At 64.7% G+C, this 17,163-nt stretch carries 15 protein-coding genes; 5 read left to right on the top strand and 10 right to left on the bottom strand.

Translation table 11 applies throughout. The features are described from left to right. Positions 1-342: 342 nt before the first annotated feature. From IWX88_RS01695 to IWX88_RS01680, 4 genes are all read right to left on the bottom strand, one after another. Entirely contained in the window at positions 343-1,392 is a 1,050-nt protein-coding gene (locus IWX88_RS01695; RefSeq protein ID WP_370568125.1) for a hypothetical protein, read from the bottom strand. Further along, a complete protein-coding gene (locus IWX88_RS01690; RefSeq protein WP_231368720.1) occupies positions 1,389-2,789 on the bottom strand; it encodes a sensor histidine kinase in 1,401 nt (466 codons plus the stop codon). The genes IWX88_RS01695 and IWX88_RS01690 overlap by 4 nt, the downstream gene beginning before the upstream one ends. Then, positions 2,779-3,483, bottom strand: a complete 705-nt coding sequence (locus tag IWX88_RS01685; protein WP_196826667.1) for a response regulator transcription factor — start codon at positions 3,481-3,483, stop codon at positions 2,779-2,781. Before IWX88_RS01685 ends, IWX88_RS01690 begins: the two co-directional genes overlap by 11 nt. Before the next feature lie 141 nt (positions 3,484-3,624). Then, positions 3,625-4,899, bottom strand: a complete 1,275-nt coding sequence (locus tag IWX88_RS01680; protein ID WP_196826666.1) for a class I SAM-dependent RNA methyltransferase — start codon at positions 4,897-4,899, stop codon at positions 3,625-3,627. Between the two features lie 182 nt (positions 4,900-5,081). On the opposite strand from IWX88_RS01680, the gene IWX88_RS01675 reads away from it, so the two are divergent. Next, on the top strand, positions 5,082-5,693 hold the full coding sequence (locus IWX88_RS01675) for a nucleoside triphosphate pyrophosphatase (protein WP_196827768.1): 612 nt from the start codon (positions 5,082-5,084) through the stop codon (positions 5,691-5,693). Positions 5,694-5,780: 87 nt separating this feature from the next. After that, complete coding sequence (locus IWX88_RS01670) at positions 5,781-7,541, top strand: biotin carboxylase N-terminal domain-containing protein (protein WP_196826665.1); 1,761 nt, start codon at positions 5,781-5,783, stop codon at positions 7,539-7,541. A gap of 112 nt (positions 7,542-7,653) precedes the next feature. On the opposite strand, the gene IWX88_RS01665 is transcribed toward IWX88_RS01670, so the two are convergent. Then, complete coding sequence (locus IWX88_RS01665; RefSeq protein WP_196826664.1) at positions 7,654-8,610, bottom strand: hypothetical protein; 957 nt, start codon at positions 8,608-8,610, stop codon at positions 7,654-7,656. 231 nt (positions 8,611-8,841) lie between these two features. Then, on the bottom strand, positions 8,842-10,278 hold the full coding sequence (locus IWX88_RS01660; RefSeq protein WP_196826663.1) for an NAD(P)H-quinone dehydrogenase: 1,437 nt from the start codon (positions 10,276-10,278) through the stop codon (positions 8,842-8,844). Between the two features lie 98 nt (positions 10,279-10,376). Between IWX88_RS01660 and IWX88_RS01655 the strand changes: the two genes are divergently transcribed. Both IWX88_RS01655 and IWX88_RS01650 read left to right on the top strand, forming a co-directional pair. Next, a complete protein-coding gene (locus IWX88_RS01655) occupies positions 10,377-11,201 on the top strand; it encodes a purine-nucleoside phosphorylase (RefSeq protein ID WP_196826662.1) in 825 nt (274 codons plus the stop codon). Next, on the top strand, positions 11,198-12,865 hold the full coding sequence (locus IWX88_RS01650) for a phospho-sugar mutase (RefSeq protein WP_196826661.1): 1,668 nt from the start codon (positions 11,198-11,200) through the stop codon (positions 12,863-12,865). The genes IWX88_RS01655 and IWX88_RS01650 overlap by 4 nt, the downstream gene beginning before the upstream one ends. A gap of 67 nt (positions 12,866-12,932) precedes the next feature. On the opposite strand, the gene IWX88_RS01645 is transcribed toward IWX88_RS01650, so the two are convergent. From IWX88_RS01645 to IWX88_RS01630, 4 genes are all read right to left on the bottom strand, one after another. Continuing rightward, positions 12,933-14,111: an adenosylhomocysteinase gene (locus IWX88_RS01645; protein ID WP_196826660.1), complete on the bottom strand. Its 1,179-nt coding sequence runs from the start codon at positions 14,109-14,111 to the stop codon at positions 12,933-12,935. A gap of 106 nt (positions 14,112-14,217) precedes the next feature. Next, positions 14,218-14,490 carry a PTS sugar transporter subunit IIB gene (locus tag IWX88_RS01640; protein ID WP_196826659.1) on the bottom strand — a complete coding sequence of 91 codons (273 nt, stop codon included), beginning with the start codon at positions 14,488-14,490 and terminating at the stop codon, positions 14,218-14,220. Beyond that, positions 14,487-14,933: a PTS sugar transporter subunit IIA gene (locus IWX88_RS01635; protein ID WP_196826658.1), complete on the bottom strand. Its 447-nt coding sequence runs from the start codon at positions 14,931-14,933 to the stop codon at positions 14,487-14,489. Before IWX88_RS01635 ends, IWX88_RS01640 begins: the two co-directional genes overlap by 4 nt. Continuing rightward, positions 14,933-16,063 (bottom strand): adenosine deaminase, encoded by a 1,131-nt coding sequence (locus tag IWX88_RS01630; RefSeq protein ID WP_196826657.1) that lies wholly within the window; start codon positions 16,061-16,063, stop codon positions 14,933-14,935. Before IWX88_RS01630 ends, IWX88_RS01635 begins: the two co-directional genes overlap by 1 nt. 42 nt (positions 16,064-16,105) lie before the next feature. Between IWX88_RS01630 and IWX88_RS01625 the strand changes: the two genes are divergently transcribed. Next, on the top strand, positions 16,106-17,053 hold the full coding sequence (locus IWX88_RS01625; RefSeq protein ID WP_196826656.1) for a nucleoside hydrolase: 948 nt from the start codon (positions 16,106-16,108) through the stop codon (positions 17,051-17,053). The last annotated feature ends 110 nt before the right edge of the window (positions 17,054-17,163 follow it).

Raw genomic sequence — 17,163 nt, 5'->3', positions numbered from 1 at the left:
AGGAAGTGTCATCGGTAAATTGGCGTTGACTAGGGTCTTTCTTGTCCTGACGCGCAAAACTGTACCCCGAATGTCCCCCTAAGTGTCCACTTTGCGAAGGTGCCACTCCGATGCATTATTAAACACCTGGTGTTGCTTACAGAGCGACACCACCAGCCATGGGCCGACTAGGGTAAGCGGGTCGATGGCGTGGGGGGCGAGTCAGGGCAATATTCGGGTTATTACCCTGATTCGGGTTTGAAACGGGATCGGCCTTCGGGGGCCGATCCCGTTTTTTTCATTATCGGCGGGCGGAAAGCAGGGACGGACAGTCCGTGACGAGCACCACCGCGCAGGTGTGACTCAGCCGGAGACGGCCACCTCAGCCCGCGGTATCTCGAGCCAGAGGTCCACCCGATCCTCGTCGTCATCGACGCTGTGAGAGCCGAGCGCGCTTGAGTGACCGTCGTCGGGCGATGAGAGCCCGACGACGGTCACCGCGACTTCGGATCCATCTGGCACGGTGCGCGCGATTATTGTGCCAGTCTGCGTGTCGCGGATCGCATCAGCCAGACAATTGAGAACCCGTTCCAGATGCACTTCGGAGAGGTCGTCTATGCCCCCTTCGTCGAGAAGGGTGACGGTCATTCCCTTGCGGCGAGCGATCATGACCTGTTCGCGCACGCGATCGTTGAGAAGCTTCCGGCCGCGGATCTCATCGCGGATAGCGCGCTCGAGGTGGTGACATTCGAGCCGCTGCGAGTCGGTGAGTTCTCCGCGCATCGCCACAATCTGCCGCAACATCGGCAGCGACATCCGGCTGGTCTGGGCGAGGCGGAGCTGCCGTTCGGAGACGTGCGCCTCTTGAGCTGCCCTCCACTGAACCGCCTCACGCTCGGCGAGCGCGTACTGCCGCGTGTCCTTGCCCGCCTTCGTGAGGGAGCGCGACAGGGCGTGGGACAGGGCGACCCAACCGACACTGCCGATCACTCCGTAGGCAACGAGGCCGCCGGGGCCGGCCCAGACCACCGTCTGCACGACGAGCGCGGCCGTGCCGATCCACGCGAAGGCATGGCGGCGACGGGTCGAAGTGATGACCATCAGCGTGCCGATGGCCGCCGTGTGCCAGGCCGCGTAGGTGCCACTGGCCTCGGCCTGACCAAACTGGCTCGTCACCAGCCCCGGCACAACCACCGCCGCCGCCACCGTTGAGCAGGCAACCCAGAGGGGCATCCGCAAGGTGCTCGTCATCCGAAGGCTGAGCACGGTCGCCACGGTGTAGAGCACCATCGCGGCGATATAGGGAGCTTTCATGCGCGGCACGTCGATCGACACGACAGCGAGAACCAGATGGTAGGCCGAGAAGATGGCGGCGAGGGCGATGATGAGCGCGCGCGGTACGGAGACGATCACGTAGGGTGATCCTCCCCCGGCACAGCGGCGGATGGAGCAGCTTTTGAGGGCACAGCATCGACAAAGGTTGCATCTATCAACGCTGCATCAATCAACGTTGCAGCACCTCGCGGCCAGGTGATCCAGATCACCGCACCTCTGTTTCGGCCCGCATCGATCTCAACTGATCCGCCCGCGTTCGTGACCCGCTCGATGATGGACACTCGCAGACCGAGGCGCTCGTGGGGGATGCAATCGAAGCCGAAACCCACTCCGTCGTCACCGATACCGATGCGGATGCCACCGCTGGCAGCGTCCTCGACGGCGAGCCAGCGGTGCACATCATCTCCGGCTCCAGCATGCTGGAGGGAGTTGACCATCGCCTGCATCGCGGCCCAATAGAGTGCTTCGGCACTGCGAACGGGGATGCTGCGAACCGCGATGTCGCGAACGGGAAGGCCCCGAACGGAGAGGCTGCCCGCGTGCATGTCGCTCAGTCGCAATTCGAACGGGCCCGAAAGTGTGCGGGACGAGTCTGTGATGCGCCGGGCGAGTTGGTCGAGGGTCATGGTGGCATCGTCGTCAGGGGAAGCGGCCGCAGCATCCTTCAGGTGGCCCATGGCGCTGCGGGCCATGTGGATAGCAAGCTTTTGCGCCTCGGGTGTCTCGGCCCGCGCAGCCGACAGTAGCGTTGTCAGCACACTGTCGTGCACGATGGAATCCACCTGAACTCGCTCGACCTCTCTCGCATGCTGACGCACGGCGTGGGTGTATCGGTCGAGCGCCGTTTCCTGTGCGTTGTCGACAGACGCGGCGGCTTGGCGGAGCAACGTAATGAGGATCAGGGCTGCACCCCCGAGGATTACGGCGTAAACGATATCGAGGGATGCCGAGCCGATCTCGGCGCCACCACCCGCTGGGGCGATCCGCACGAACCCGTAGACCACCGGCGTCACGACGAGGTAGGCCGTCGCCTGCCGGGTCGAGAAAGCGATCGCCGCCGTAGCGGTCGCAACGGTGCACAGTAACCAGAGCCACGGACGGTCGACGGCCCCGACGAGTGGCTCGTTCACGACGAATGGCCATCCGGCAAGGGCGAGGAGATAGGCCAACGAGAAGGAGGCATTGACCGCGCACACCCACCGCTTCGCGAAGGATGCCACCAGGGTGGCCAATATCCCCCCGTAGATCCCCACTCCGAAGATGATCGCCCAGACCGACCCGGCAGTAGGCAGCTGGCCGATAACGGCGGGCAGGGCTTGCAGGCCGAACAGCAGCGCGAAGATGGCTACTGAACGGGATACGACCGTCTCAATCTGCGATCGGCTGATCGGATTGTGCGGTTGCCGGGCCGCAGATTCGGGCGACGGCGAGACGCTCTGAGTGGCCTTCACCACCATTCGTCTGTTAGCGGCCATCACCACCGTCCAGGTCGAGACCGGGCAGGATTCCATCTTCCACAGCACGCCGAAGCAAATCAACTTTGGTCGGTGCCGGCCGCCCGACCTCCACGTATTTCACGCGGATGCGGTCGAGGTATTCGCGGGCGGTCGAATAGCCGATACCGAGCTGCTGGGCGGCGAGCTTGAGCGGGAGCCCCGACGCATACAGGTGCAGGATCTCACGCTCCCTGCGTCCGAGCTGGGCTTTGGCGAAGTCACGGTCGGCATCGATCGCCGTCGCCCACTCCAGGTTGTTGAGCACCTCGCCGCGCGCGACCGTTTCAACCGCCGCCATGACCGTCTTCGTCGCGGCCGACTTGGGGATGACTCCGGCAGCCCCGGCGGCAAGTGCCTCGCGCACTGAGGCCGCCCGGTCGGCGATCGAATGGATCAGCACAGCCGAGCCGGTCGCCTGCACTGCCTTCACGTTGCCGGTCACTGTCGAGCCATCACCGAGCGACAGGTCGAGCACGACGACGTCGTTTTCCCGACCGTCGAGGCCATCGACGAATTCCTGCACGGATGCGGCCGCGAGAACGAAAGCAAAGCCCGCGTCGATACAGGCTGCCTTGAGCCCGAGCCGCACCGACTCGTGGTCATCGACCACCGACACCCGCACTGTGGTGGGGTGGGACTCGCGCGTAGTTTTCTCGAAGAATGTCTGCGCCATCGTTCATCCTGTCTGTACCCGCGGTACCGAATCCCAACCATTTCCCGGTGATCAATGGTACCGGGCACTCATCAAACACGGTCATGGATCACGCGTAATGCGCGTCGGCGAGGGTGCGGGTCGGCGAGGGTGCGCGGAAGGCTATGCCCTCGTTATGGTTGCCACCGCTTCGACATGGTGAGTGTTCGGGAACAGGTCGAACGCCCGCAGCCGAGTGAGCGCGTAGCCTCCCAGTGCGAACAGCGCGACATCCCTCGCAAGAGCCACCGGATCGCACGCCACATAGACGATCTGGGCCGGGTTGAGGGTGAGCAGTTCATCGACGACACCCTTGCCTGCGCCGGCGCGCGGCGGGTCGAGGATAACGGTCGCCGCGCCAAGCCGGGCACGTTCGCTCGGGCTCGCAGTGGATCGTAACTGGCGCAGGAAGTTGTCCACCCGCGCCGTGACGGCAGCGGCCCCCACCCATTCCGAGAGATTCACAGCCGCATGATCGGTCGCAAGCGGGTCACTTTCTACGGTGGTGACGCGCAGGTGATTGCCGAAACGGTCCCCGACTGCGGCGGCGAATAGTCCGACGCCGCCATAGAGATCAAGATTCGCCGCGCGCGGATCGAACAGGCTCGGGTCGATCGCCTCCTGCACCGCGAGGGTGAGCGCCTGCGCGGCGTGACGGTGCACCTGCCAGAAACCGCGGGCGTCCAGACGAAACTCACGATCGCCGACCCGCTCGACGATGCGCTGAGGCTTCGGTCGTTCGGCCTTCTCGCCCTTTCCCCGCTCCCGGCTGGGCTTCGGGGTGGTGCCGGTGAGCACGAACGGGTTCCCTGCGCTCGGCACAACCACATCCACATGATCGAAACCGAGGAACTTCTCGTCAAGAGGGGTGATTGCCGCAACCTCCGTCGTTGCCAGCGGCAGGTCCGAGACCGCCACGACGTGGTGGGAACGGGCGGCATACGGGCCCGGGGTGCCGTCGGCTGCGACGTGCAGTCTGAGGCGGGTGCGCCATCCGGTGCCGTCCGCATTCCCGGCAATCGCGTCGACCGTGACGTCGGTCTCGATTCCAGCCATGCGGCGGAGCGAATCGGCAAGGACCTTAGCTTTGAGTTCGCGCTGGTGGGCGATCTCGATGTGACCGAACTCGGCGCCACCTGCCCGCTCTTCCGGTGAACGATCGATGGATGCCGCGCTCCAAATGTGCGGCTGCCGATGCTGCGATGCGGTCACCACGGCAACGGTCTCGGCGCGCCAGAATGCCTTCTTCGAGTCATCCGTGATGCGGGCCATCACCCGCTCTCCGGGAATGGCATCGCTCACGAAGATCACGCGGCCGTCATGCCTGGCTACCGTGACACCCCCGTGAGCTACGTTAGTAATCTCAACTTCGACCTCTGTGCCCAGCAATTCACCCATTCCCCGAGCTTGCCACAGGAGGCGCCGTGCCTAACTCAAGCGTGCCCGACTCAAGCGTGCCCGACTCAAGCGTGCGCGACCCACCCGTGCGCGACCCACCCGTGCGCGACTCACCCGTGCCCAGCTCACCCGCGCGCCATCGGCACGAGTCCCCCTCGCCGGTGGCCGCGCCTCGGTCGCCCATGCGCCTCTATCTCGCCTCGACCTCCCCCGCCCGACTCGCCACACTGCGGGCCGCAGGGATCGAGCCGATTGTCGTGCCGTCACACGTTGACGAGGATGCTGCGGTCGAGGCTGCCGCACCGCTCACCCCAATCAAGATGGTTCTCCTGCTTGCCCGGCTGAAGGCAACCGCGGTCCTCGGCCCAGCGATCGACGGGTTCGTACTCGGCGGTGACTCGGTCTTCGAACTCGACGGCATCGTTTACGGCAAGCCGCATCTTCCGGAGGTTGCGCGCGAACGATGGATGCTGCAACGCGGTCGCACCGGGCACCTCCACTCCGGCCACTGGCTTATCGATCACCGGGCTGGCGCCGTGCGTGGGGCGGTCGGTGACGTCGCAACGGCTGGGGTGACCTTCGCCTCCGACATCACCGACCACGAAATCGATGCCTATGTCGCCACCGGTGAACCACTCGAGGTGGCCGGGGCCTTCACGATCGATAGCCTCGGCGCGCCATTTATCACCTCGGTAGACGGGGATCCCCACGCCGTCGTCGGCCTCTCGCTGTCAACGCTGCGGTCGCTATTGCGCCAGTTCGATGTGAGCTGGCCCTCACTCTGGAACCGATGAACTTGTGCATATCATCACGCAAGCATCCGCCATTCTTGTAGCCCACCACCAAAGGGTGCCTGTCAGTGCCCCCTAGGCTAAAGGACTATGTCGCGCATCACGAAGGTCCTTGTCGCTAATCGCGGCGAAATCGCTGTTCGTGTCATGCGGGCGGCAAAGGACTCGGGAATCGCCTCCGTAGCGGTCTACGCCGACCAGGATCGCGACGCGCGGCATGTGAAGCTCGCCAATGAGGCCTACGCTCTGGTCGGGGCGACGAGTGCGGACACCTACCTGCGCATCGACAAGGTGCTGTCGATCGCCCGCCGCTCCGGGGCGAATGCCGTCCACCCCGGTTATGGGTTCCTCGCCGAAAATGCCGGGTTTGCCCGCGCCGTCATTGATGCTGGGCTTATTTGGATCGGGCCATCACCGGATGCCATCGAAAGACTCGGCGACAAAGTCTCGGCCCGCCACATCGCCGAGAAAGTCGGCGCGCCCCTCGCGCCGGGAACCCTGAACCCGGTCTCCGGCGCCCGCGAAGTGTTGGACTTTGTCGATATCCACGGCCTCCCCGTCGCGATCAAGGCGGCCTTCGGTGGCGGCGGCCGCGGCCTCAAGGTGGCCCGCACCCGCGAAGAGATTCCCGAACTGTTCGAGTCGGCGACCCGGGAAGCCATCGCCGCCTTCGGACGTGGAGAGTGCTTCGTTGAGAAATATCTCGACCAGCCGCGGCACGTGGAGACGCAGTGCCTCGCTGACGCCTTCGGTAAGGTCGTGGTGATCTCTACCCGGGACTGCTCCCTGCAGCGTCGACACCAGAAGCTGGTGGAGGAGGCGCCGGCGCCATTCCTCACCGACGAGCAAAACGCGCTTCTCTACTCTGCCTCGAAGGCCATCCTCAAGGAGGTCGGTTATCTCGGTGCCGGCACCTGCGAGTTCCTTGTCGCCACGGACGGAACCATCTCCTTTCTCGAGGTCAATACGCGACTCCAGGTGGAGCATCCTGTCTCCGAAGAAGTCACGGGCATCGACCTCGTACGCGAGCAGTTTCGGCTTGCCGAGGGTGGCGCGCTCGACTACGACGATCCTTGTCCCGAGGGGCACTCCTTCGAATTCCGAATCAACGGCGAAGACCCGGGCCTCAACTTCTTTCCCGCGCCCGGCCCCGTGCACACGTTACGTTTTCCCGGCGGACCTGGCGTGCGTGTCGACAGCGGGGTGACTACCGGAGACGTGATTAGCGGGGCATTCGACTCGCTGCTCGCCAAACTGATTGTCACCGGATCCACGCGCGAAGATGCCCTCGAACGCTCCCGCCGTGCTCTCGACGAGTTCGAGATCGCCGGGCTGCCGACCGTCTTGCCCTTTCACCGCAAGATCGTGCGCGATCCCGCTTTCACCTCGTCGCCCTTCTCGATCTACACCCGCTGGATCGAGACTGACTTCGTCAATGACATTGAACCGTGGAGTGGGTCGCTCGCCGATGCCGCAACCGCAACTGAGCGACAGACCATCGTCGTGGAGGTCGACGGCAAACGCATCGAAGTCTCGCTTCCGGCGCGCCTCGTATCCGGTGCGGGCGGCGCTCCCGCTACCCTCGGCGCAGCTCCTCAGCGTCGCAGAGGTGCCGGAGCCGTGGTCACAGCCACCGGCAATTCGGTGAAAGCACCGATGCAGGCGACCATCGTGAAGCTGGCAGTGGCCGAGGGCGACGCTGTCGTCAAGGGAGACCTCATACTGGTGCTCGAAGCCATGAAGATGGAGCAGCCCATCGCCGCTCACAAGGATGGTGTCATCGCCAATGTGAATGCCGCCGTCGGCGAGACTGTTGCGTCGGGCTTCCTGCTGCTCGACATCGTGTCCTGAGCGGTCCTCCGTCCACCTCCGCCCCCTGCCTCCACCGTCCACCTCCCGTTTTTACTACCACCACCTTGTTTCAGCACGTCACTGGTAGGAAAAACGGTAGGCGGTAGGGGCGTCACCGGATACCGGCTGATCTCAGCAGTTGCTGCAGGCGCTGGGGTGAGCGGCCCACCTCCCAGGTCCAACGGCTCATTCCGTTACCCGCCGCGCGCAAATCGTCTTCTCGCGCCTTCTCGTCGAGCAGCGATTGCTCGGGGGTTCGGCCGCGAAGAAATTCAGGATCGGTGTACTTGAAGCGACCATCGAACTCGCCGATATGCCGGAACTGCGGCCACCAGAAGTCGACGACGTAGAGGCGGCCACTCGCTCCCCTCAACGTGACTTGAAGTTGAGGAGCAGGCAGTCCAGCAATCGACATCGAAACCCGGCTGATCGACTCCCCAGGCCGATCAGCGAGACCATCCGCGAACTCGATGGCACGCCCCGCCTTCGCCCGTCCGTGCGTTGGCGGAATGCGTGGCAGTTCATCGAGGAGATCCGCACGGGTCAGCATCGTCCGCGGCACTTCGCTGTGCGGATGAAACGTGCGTCTCAATGCCGCATCGAGCGCGGTAACCCCCTCGACAAAGGAGTTGGTCGCCGCGACATCCACCGCCGTGCGAGCGAGATCGGTTACTCGGATGCCGTCGAGTGCCTGCGCGTCTTGCGGCACTCCCACTGGATGCCTAATGAGCTTTGAATTGGGACGACCTGCACCCCCCGACCGCTCGAGAACGTGGATGCGCTCTGGCCACGGGGCAATGCGCGGGAGCCGCCACAGTGCCGCAGCCGATTCGTGGGAGATGACGATGTCACGGCCAGCGTCGAGCGCGACCGCTTCGATTCGGAGCCGGTATTGCGCATGGCGGTCGAGCGACAGCCAGAAATTTGAGTCCACATAAATGCCCGGGAACAATCGCTCGAGTTCGCCTCGGCGCGTTCGAGCGAGCAGCGCTGCTTGGTCTGACGCGTCGATCTGCTCCCGCGAGAAAAGGAAAGGCGTGCGCCACTCGGCCTCGATGAAAGTAGTCATTCACCCAGCGTGGCGATCGCGATGATCCGCCGAGTCCGCCGAGGCCGCCCGGTGCACAACATCCGCCAGTCGCGAGATGTGAGCGGGTGGTCGACGCCGACCACCTCCCGTTTTTCTCACCGTGTGCGTTTCCACACACGGAGGTGGTGGGAAAAACGGGAGGTGGTTGGGAAAACTTAGAGGGAGCAGGGGTTTCGGCACCAGATGAGTCGACGAGATGCAGCAGCCCGATCAGTGGACGATGTGCATTGCCCGCGCGGCATCCGTGATGCTGTCGGAGAGCGAGGGGTAGACGGCAAACGCGCGTGCCACCTGATCGACAGTGAGCCTGTGCTCGACGGCTATCGCGATCGGCAGGATCAATTCGGATGCCCGGGGCGCCACGATTACGCCACCGATGACCGTGCCGGAGCCGGTGCTTGCGAACAGCTTGATGAAGCCGTCCTTGATGCCCATCATTTTCGCGCGCGGATTCGAAGCGAGGGGGAGCTTGTAGATCGCGCCACGGGTGATGCCGTCCTCGATCTCTTTCTGCGACCAGCCGACGGTAGCGATCTCCGGCTGGGTGAAAATGTTCGAGGTGACATTGCGCAGCTCGGTTGGGTTGACTGCATCGCCCATGGCGTGGAAGACCGCCGTGCGGCCCTGCATAGAAGCGACGGATGCCAGCGGCAGGAAGTCCGAGCAGTCGCCAGCAGCATAGATGGACGGCATCGATGTGCGCGCCACCCTGTTCACCCGGATGTGGCCGGATTCGGTGAGCTGGACGCCCGCCTCTTCCAGCCCGATGCCTGCGGTGTTCGGAACCGAACCGACCGCCATGAGGCAGTGGCTGCCTTCGACGGTTCGGCCGTCCGAGAGTGTGACCACCACCCCATCCGCGGTTCGCACAATCGACTCGGAGCGAGATTTGGAGAGCACGGTCATGCCGTTGCGTGTGAAGACGTCTTCGATGACGCGAGCGGCGTCGGCGTCCTCGCCCGGGAGCACCCGGTCGCGGGAGGAGATGAGTGTGACTTTGGAGCCGAGCGCGGTGAAGGCGGAGGCGAATTCGGCGCCGGTGACTCCGGATCCGACAACGATCAAGTGCTCGGGAGTCTCGGTGAGCGTGTACAGCTGCTTCCAGGTGAAGATGCGTTCGCCGTCGGGAACCGCCGAAGGGAGGATGCGCGGACTCGCGCCGACCGACACGACGATGGTGTCGGCATTGATCTCGTCGAAGTCCGTACCGGTCTTAGCCGAGCCGGTCGACACGATAACTCGATTCGGGCCGTCGAGACGGCCACCGCCGTGGATCACGGTGACGCCAGCCTTGATGAGCTGGGACTTCATATCTTCGGACTGCTGGCGGGCCAGGAGCAACAGTCGCTGGTTGACGGCCCCGAGGTTGACTGTGACTTCCGGGCGAACGGGTCGCCCGGAATCACCGCGCACGAAGAATTGCACCCCGAGGTCGGCAGCCTCACCGATGGCGTTCGCTGCCTCGGCTGTCGCGATGAGCGTCTTCGACGGGACCACATCGGTGAGCACGGCCGATCCGCCGACTCCCACGTTCTCGACGACAGTGACCTCCGCGCCCATCTGAGCACCGGTGAGCGCCGCTTCGTATCCCCCGGGGCCGCCCCCGATGACAGCGATACGTTGCTTGCGCTCGAATTTGTAGGCCATGCCCCTATTCTCCCGCAGACCGCGGTGGCGCAGCGAATCAGTGGAACGCTCGGATTGGCCCCCGCGAATCTGTGGCGGGTCTCCCATAGGCTGAGGCAATGCCTAACCCTCTCGATGACTCCGCTGCCGATCCTTTCGAGATCGCTGCACACGCAGCGGCAGAAATCGCCGCGCGCACTGGTGTTGACCATCATGACATTGCCCTGACACTCGGAAGCGGATGGGGCAAGGCCGCCGACCTCATTGGTGAGACCACAGCGACGATTTCTGCTGCAGAAATCACCGGTTTCAGCGCGCCGGCCCTCGAAGGCCACGTCGGGACACTGCGATCGATTCGCCTCGCTGACGGCCGGAACGCGCTCGTGATCGGCGCCCGCACCCACTACTACGAGAACCACGGCGTGCGACGGGTCGTGCACAGCGTACGGACGGCAGCCGCCACTGGCGCGAAAATCATGATCCTCACCAACGGAGCAGGCGGCATCCGCGAGACCTGGAAGCCCGGCACACCGGTGCTCATCAGCGACCACATCAATCTCACCGCGGACTCTCCGCTCGAGGGTGCCACTTTCATCGATCTCACGGACCTCTACAGTGCCCGGCTGCGAGCCATCGCCAGGACCGTGGATCCGACCCTCGATGAGGGCGTCTACACGCAGTTTCGCGGACCGCACTACGAGACCCCCGCCGAGGTTCAGATGGCAAAAACCATCGGCGGCCACATCGTGGGGATGTCCACCGCTCTCGAAGCGATCGCCGCCCGCCAAGCCGGCATGGAGATCCTCGGGCTGTCATTGATCACCAATCTCGCTGCGGGCATCCAGAAGACTCCATTGAGCCATGCCGAAGTGCTTGAAGCTGGTCGGGATGCCGAGCCGGTGATCTCGGCACTGCTTGCACGGATTGTGCAGGAGCTGTCGTGAGCGTCATCGACATCGCCCGGGCCTGGCGCGACCAGGACCCGGATGAGGAGACCCGCGCCGAACTCGATCGCTTGGTTGCGGATGCCGAAGCCGGCTCAGCTGCCTCACTCACAGAACTCCATGACCGCTTCGATTCCCGGCTCGAGTTCGGTACGGCCGGGCTTCGCGGCCGGATCGAAGCCGGGTCCAACCGGATGAATCGGGTGCTGATCGCGCAGGCGGCGGTCGGTTTTGCGCGTTTCCTTCTCGCCCGCGGTGGAACGCCAAGCGTCGTCATCGGCTACGACGGCCGCATTAACTCGAAGGTCTTTGCCACAGACACGGCCGAATTGATGGCTGGTGCCGGAGTGCGAGCGATTCTGCTGCCACGATTGCTGCCGACCCCCGTGCTGGCCTTCGCCGTTCGCGAGCTAGCGGTGAGTGCCGGCGTCATGGTGACCGCGAGCCACAACCCGCCCGCAGACAACGGATACAAGGTCTACCTCGGGGACGCCGATGGGGGATCCCAGATCGTGCCGCCGATGGATGGTGAGATCGCGGCACACATCTTGGCCGTCGCGGCCGACCAGAATGTGTTGCAGCTGCCCCGCGTCACGGCCTACGAGATCGCTGACGAGCGGGTGATCGACGCGTACGTCCGGCGCACGGCCACGATCGCCGGGCATCCGAAGAGTGCAGTGCGCTACGTCTACACGGCCATGCACGGGGTGGGCTGGGAGACCGCGCACCGTGTCTTCATTGCCGCCGGATTCGGCGAACCCGTCGTCGTTGCGGCACAGATCGCGCCGGATGCCGCATTCCCCACCGTCGCCTTCCCCAACCCCGAGGAACCGGGGGCGATGGACCTCGCGTTCGACACAGCCATCACGGCGGATGCCGAACTCGTGATCGCGAACGACCCCGATGCCGATCGCCTCGCTATTGGCATCCCCGATGTCGACGGCGAGTGGCAGCGTCTCAGCGGCAACCAGGTCGGCGCCCTTCTTGGCTGGCGCGCCGCCGAGCGTCTCGCAGCGGCGGGTACCACAGGCACTCTCGCGGCCTCGATCGTCTCCTCCCCCGCCTTGGCTGAGGTCGCCCGCCAGTACGGATTGACCTACGTCGACACCCTCACGGGGTTCAAGTGGGTGTCTCGCGTGCCGGGCCTCTCCTACGGCTACGAAGAGGCGATCGGCTACCTTGTCGATCCGGACAAGGTGCGAGACAAGGACGGCATCTCGGCAGCAGTCGAGTTTCTCGCCCTCGTCGCTGATTTGAAGGCAGCCGGACGGACCGTCATCGATCACCTCACCGACTTCGCCGAGCGATTCGGCGCTTTTGCCTCGTCTCAGGTGTCGATCCGGGTCACCGACGCGGCCGACATCCCGCGCCTGATGTCCGCCCTGAGGCAGTCGCCGCCCGACCAGATCGGTGCGGTTGCCGTTCAGGCGGTCGACGACTTCGCCGGAGGATTCGCCGGTCTGCCGGCCAGCGACATCCTTCGATACCGACTCGACGACGGATCGCGCGTGATCGTGAGACCGAGCGGTACCGAGCCGAAGGTGAAGGTCTACATCGACGCATCGAGCGTCGAGGGCACTGCGGCATATCGACAGACCACGGCCCAAGCCACTGTGGATCGACTCGAAACCGCTATGCGAGCGCTGTTGGCCGAGTCCACCTGACGTCTCGCGGCGGTCAGGGCTCTCGTGGCGGTCAGGGCTCTCGTGGCGGTCAGGGCTCTCGCGGCGGTCAGCGGGACGACGACATCGCCACGACCATCCGTCGCGCGATCAGGCGGTTGAGATCATCCGGCACGGGCTGTGCTCCCGCATCGAGTTGGCCAGCGGATCGGGCGACCCGTTCCAGGGACAGCGCCTGCAGCAGGAAGCCCAGATCCATCGACTCGAGCGAGTTACCGCGTGGTTCGCGGCCGGCCAGATTGACCATGCGACCTCCGGCGAGAAGCACGACGTGTCGACCATCAGCGAATTCGACCCGCTCGATCGCGTCATCCACTTCCACGATGCGACTGGCCGTTGCCGTGAGTAGCGGCACGTCGATCTCCCAGTCGAAATGCCCGCTATTGGCGAGCACGGTACCGGATTCGAGCAGGCCGAACTCGGCTGCCCCGAGTACGCCAGGCCGACCGGTCGCCGTGATGATCGTCTGTGCCCAGCCAACGAGCTCAGCGATCGGTGCCACCCGGTAGCCATCGAGCGCAGCCTCGAATGCCGTGAGATCGTCGATCTCCGCGATCGCGACCCGGCCGCCGAGTGCACGAAGGTATTGGGCGATACCGCGACCGCACCAGCCGTATCCCACCACCACAAACCGGCGACCCGGCACCATGAGACCGGTTATGCGCATCAGGCTCTCGATCACCGACTGACCCACCGCGTGACGATTTTCCCCCACGGCCTTGAGCGGACTGTCGTTGATGACAATGACCGGGAAGGGGATCTGTCCCCGCAGTTCGCCGCGCAGTCGATCGGCACCGGATGTGGTCTCCTCGGTCGCTCCGAGAATCGTGTCGGCGATACCCCGTTCGACCACGCCGGAAATGAGATCTGCGCCGTTGTCGAGGATCATGTCCGGCCCGGCATCGAGCACACTCGCCACATTCGCCCGGTGTTGCTCGATCGTGTCGTCCCGCCGGCCGAACACCACGAGACCCTGCTCACGCAGCACCGCAACCATGTCGTCCTGGGTCGAGCCGTGATTGCCGGTCGCCACGATCTCAGCGCCGCCAGCGGCGAGCACCTCGAGCAGAACGGCCGTCTTGGGATCGAGATGGATCGCCACTCCGATCCGACGCCCGGCGAATGGCTGGCTGGCGGTGAACTCCTCACGGGCGGCCGCAAGAAGACTCATCCGCGAGCGAATCCATTCGAGCCGCTGGTGGCCCCGTTCGACAAGTTCACTGGCCATGGTCGCTCCTGTTCGTTACTCACCATCGATCAAGACGAGCTCTCGCTGGTGAACTGGATTGCGGGTGAACTGGATTGTTAGGGATACGAGTTGCTGGGGATACGAGCTAGCCGAGGGCACGATCGAGCTTGCGGGCAAGCTCGTCGGTGTCGAAGTAGTTTTCGATCACGATCACGTCGGCGTTGGTCGGGCCGATGGCGTCGACAAACTCGCGAGAAGAGAGGATGACCTGCGCGTCCGCCGCATCCGCACTGAGGCTTCCGAGGTGCGCGGCCGTAACATCCGCTTCGAGACCCAATCGAGCGAGCACGCGTTCGGCGTTGACCTTGAGGATGCCCGAACTGCCGATTCCGGCCCCGCAGATCGCGACGATCTTCACGTTGAGGTGCCCATTATCTGCAGCACTTCGTCCACGGATGCGGCAGCCGCGAGGCGGGCGATCGCGCTCGAGTCATTGAAGATGTTCGCGAGCTCGGCGACCGCCTCGATATGGGTATCCGCGGACTTGATCGCGAGTCCGAGCACCACACTGACCGGGTCGTTATGCGGATGCCCGAACAGCACAGGCGTCGCGAGGGTCACCACGGCGAGACCGTCGGCCAGCACGTCGGGGCCGGGGCGCGCGTGCGCGAGCGCGAGCCCTGGCGCAATAACCACATATGGCCCGTGTTCATCGATCATGCGGATCATCTCATCGGCGTAGCCCGGCCGTGCCGCACCGCAGGCGGTGAGAGCATGCCCAGCGAGCCGCACCGCGTCGCGCCAGCCGTCCGCCACAGCCCCGACGATGATAGATGATTCGGCGAGAAGAGGAAGCGGCATCAGGCCTTCTCGAACCCGGCGCTGATCCGATCGGCCAGCTCCTCGCGCTCCTCGAACGGGAGGAAGCTCGATCCGGCGGCGTTCAGCTGGAAGACCTCGAGATCGGTGAGGTCGTAGTCGAAGGTCTCGGCGAGTAGCGCGAGCTCGCGGCTGAGCGAGGTGCGACTCATCAGGCGGTTGTCGGTGTTCACCGTGACGCAGAAGCCCAGCTGGTAGAGCAGATCGAAGGGGTGATCGATGAGGTCATCACCCCACTGTGCGATCGCACCGGTCTGCAGGTTCGACGACGGGCTCAACTCGAGGGCGATCTCCCGATCCTTGACCCACTGCGACAGACGGCCGAGCTCCACATAGGTGTTCTCGTCGTCAGAGCGATCCACCGTGATGTCCTCGGCAAGGCGCACCCCGTGGCCGAGCCGCAGCGCTCGACCGTCAAAAAGCGCCCCACGGATACTCTCCAGCCCATCCGCTTCCCCCGCGTGCACGGTGGTGGGAAAGTAGTGCGCGGCGAGGTAGTCGAAGGCCTCGCGTTGGTTGCCGGCGGGGAATCCGGCTTCTGCCCCCGCGATGTCGAAGCCAACCACGCCGTTGTTGCGGTGACGCACGGCAAGCTCGGCGATCTCGAGCCCGCGATCGGCGTGCCGCATCGCTGTCACCAGCTGCCCGATCCGGATGTCGCGTCCCGCCTGCTTCACGGCCTCGATGCCCTCTTCGATGCCCTCCTGCACCGCCTCGACGGTCGCATTGAGGGAGAGACCGCGAGTGAGATGCTGCTCGGGAGCCCAGCGGATCTCCCCGTAGATCACGCCGTCGGCGTCGAGGTCTTCGACGAATTCGCGGGCCACGCGAGTAAGGCCCGCTGTCGTCTGCATGACGGCGGTCGTGATGTCGAAGGTCGTGAGGTACTCGACCAGGGAGCCGGAGTCCGCCTTCTTGGCGAACCAGTCGGCGAGCGCCGCGGCATCCGTCTCAGAACCATCCATTTGGGGAAGGTCGAACCCGATCTCATCAGCGAGTTCGATGATGGTCTGCGGGCGGAGTCCGCCGTCCAGGTGGTCATGAAGCGAGACCTTAGGCAGCGCGGTGATGTTCGCGCCGCCGCCGGGCAGGAAGAAGTCTGAGGTGGTCATGCCACAAATCTATCGGGTACCACCGCCAGCTAACCTTTCCCAATGGCGAACAAAATCATTCTGGATTGCGACCCGGGGCACGATGACGCGATCGCGCTGATCCTCGCCCACGGTAATCCCGAGATCGAGCTGGTCGCGGTGACGACCGTGCACGGCAACCAGACGATCGAGAAGGTGACCCGCAATGCCATGGCGGTCGCACGAATAGCCGGAATCACCGGTATCCCGTTTGCTGCTGGGGCGCACCGTCCGCTGGTTCGCGCGCCCGAAGTGGCCGATTCGATCCACGGCGAATCGGGCCTTGACGGACCTGTGCTTCCTGCGCCCTCATTCGACGTCGATCCGAGGCACGCCGTCGATCTCATCATCGACACGATCATGGCCTCTCCAGCCCAGACGATCACCCTCGTGCCCACCGGCGCGCTCACCAACATCGCGCTCGCCGTGCGCAAGGAGCCGCGTATCGCCGCGCTGGTCAAGGAAGTGGTGCTGATGGGGGGCGGCTACCACGGCGGCAACTGGAGTGCTGCCGCCGAGTTCAACATCGTGATCGATCCGGAGGCGGCCCACATCGTCTTCAACGAGAACTGGAAACTCACGATGGTGGGACTGGATGTCACCCATCAGGCGCTCGCGACCCCGAATGTCGTCGCCGCCATCGCCGCCGTCGACACCGCGCCGGCCCGGTTCGTCCTCGAACTGCTCGACTTCTTCGGCCGCACCTATCGGGATGCCCAGGGCTTCGAGCATCCGCCCGTTCACGACCCGTGCGCGGTCGCTCTTGTGATCGATCCGAGCGTGATGACCGTGGTGCGGGTGCCGCTCGATGTCGAACTCACTGGCTCCCTGACGCTCGGCATGACCGTTGCCGACTTCCGTTCCACGCCGCCAGACGAGTGCACCACCCATGCGGCGACGGACCTCGATCATGCCAAGTTCTGGGCCCTGATCGTGGATGCCCTGGTGCGCATCGGAGACCCGGCTCAGTAGGCGGCCGCGCGCGCCGGCCCGCCAGCCCGCCCGCCAGCCCGGCCGCCCCGGTGTCAACTTCGCACGCTCATGGCCACTATTTCGATGCGAAGCTGACCCTTCACGCTCAG

Source organism: Frigoribacterium sp. CG_9.8 (assembly GCF_015751965.1).
Lineage (GTDB): Bacteria > Actinomycetota > Actinomycetes > Actinomycetales > Microbacteriaceae > Lacisediminihabitans.
The sequence above is the reverse complement of the archived record's forward strand: the minus strand, read 5'-3'. Positions and strand labels throughout refer to the sequence as shown.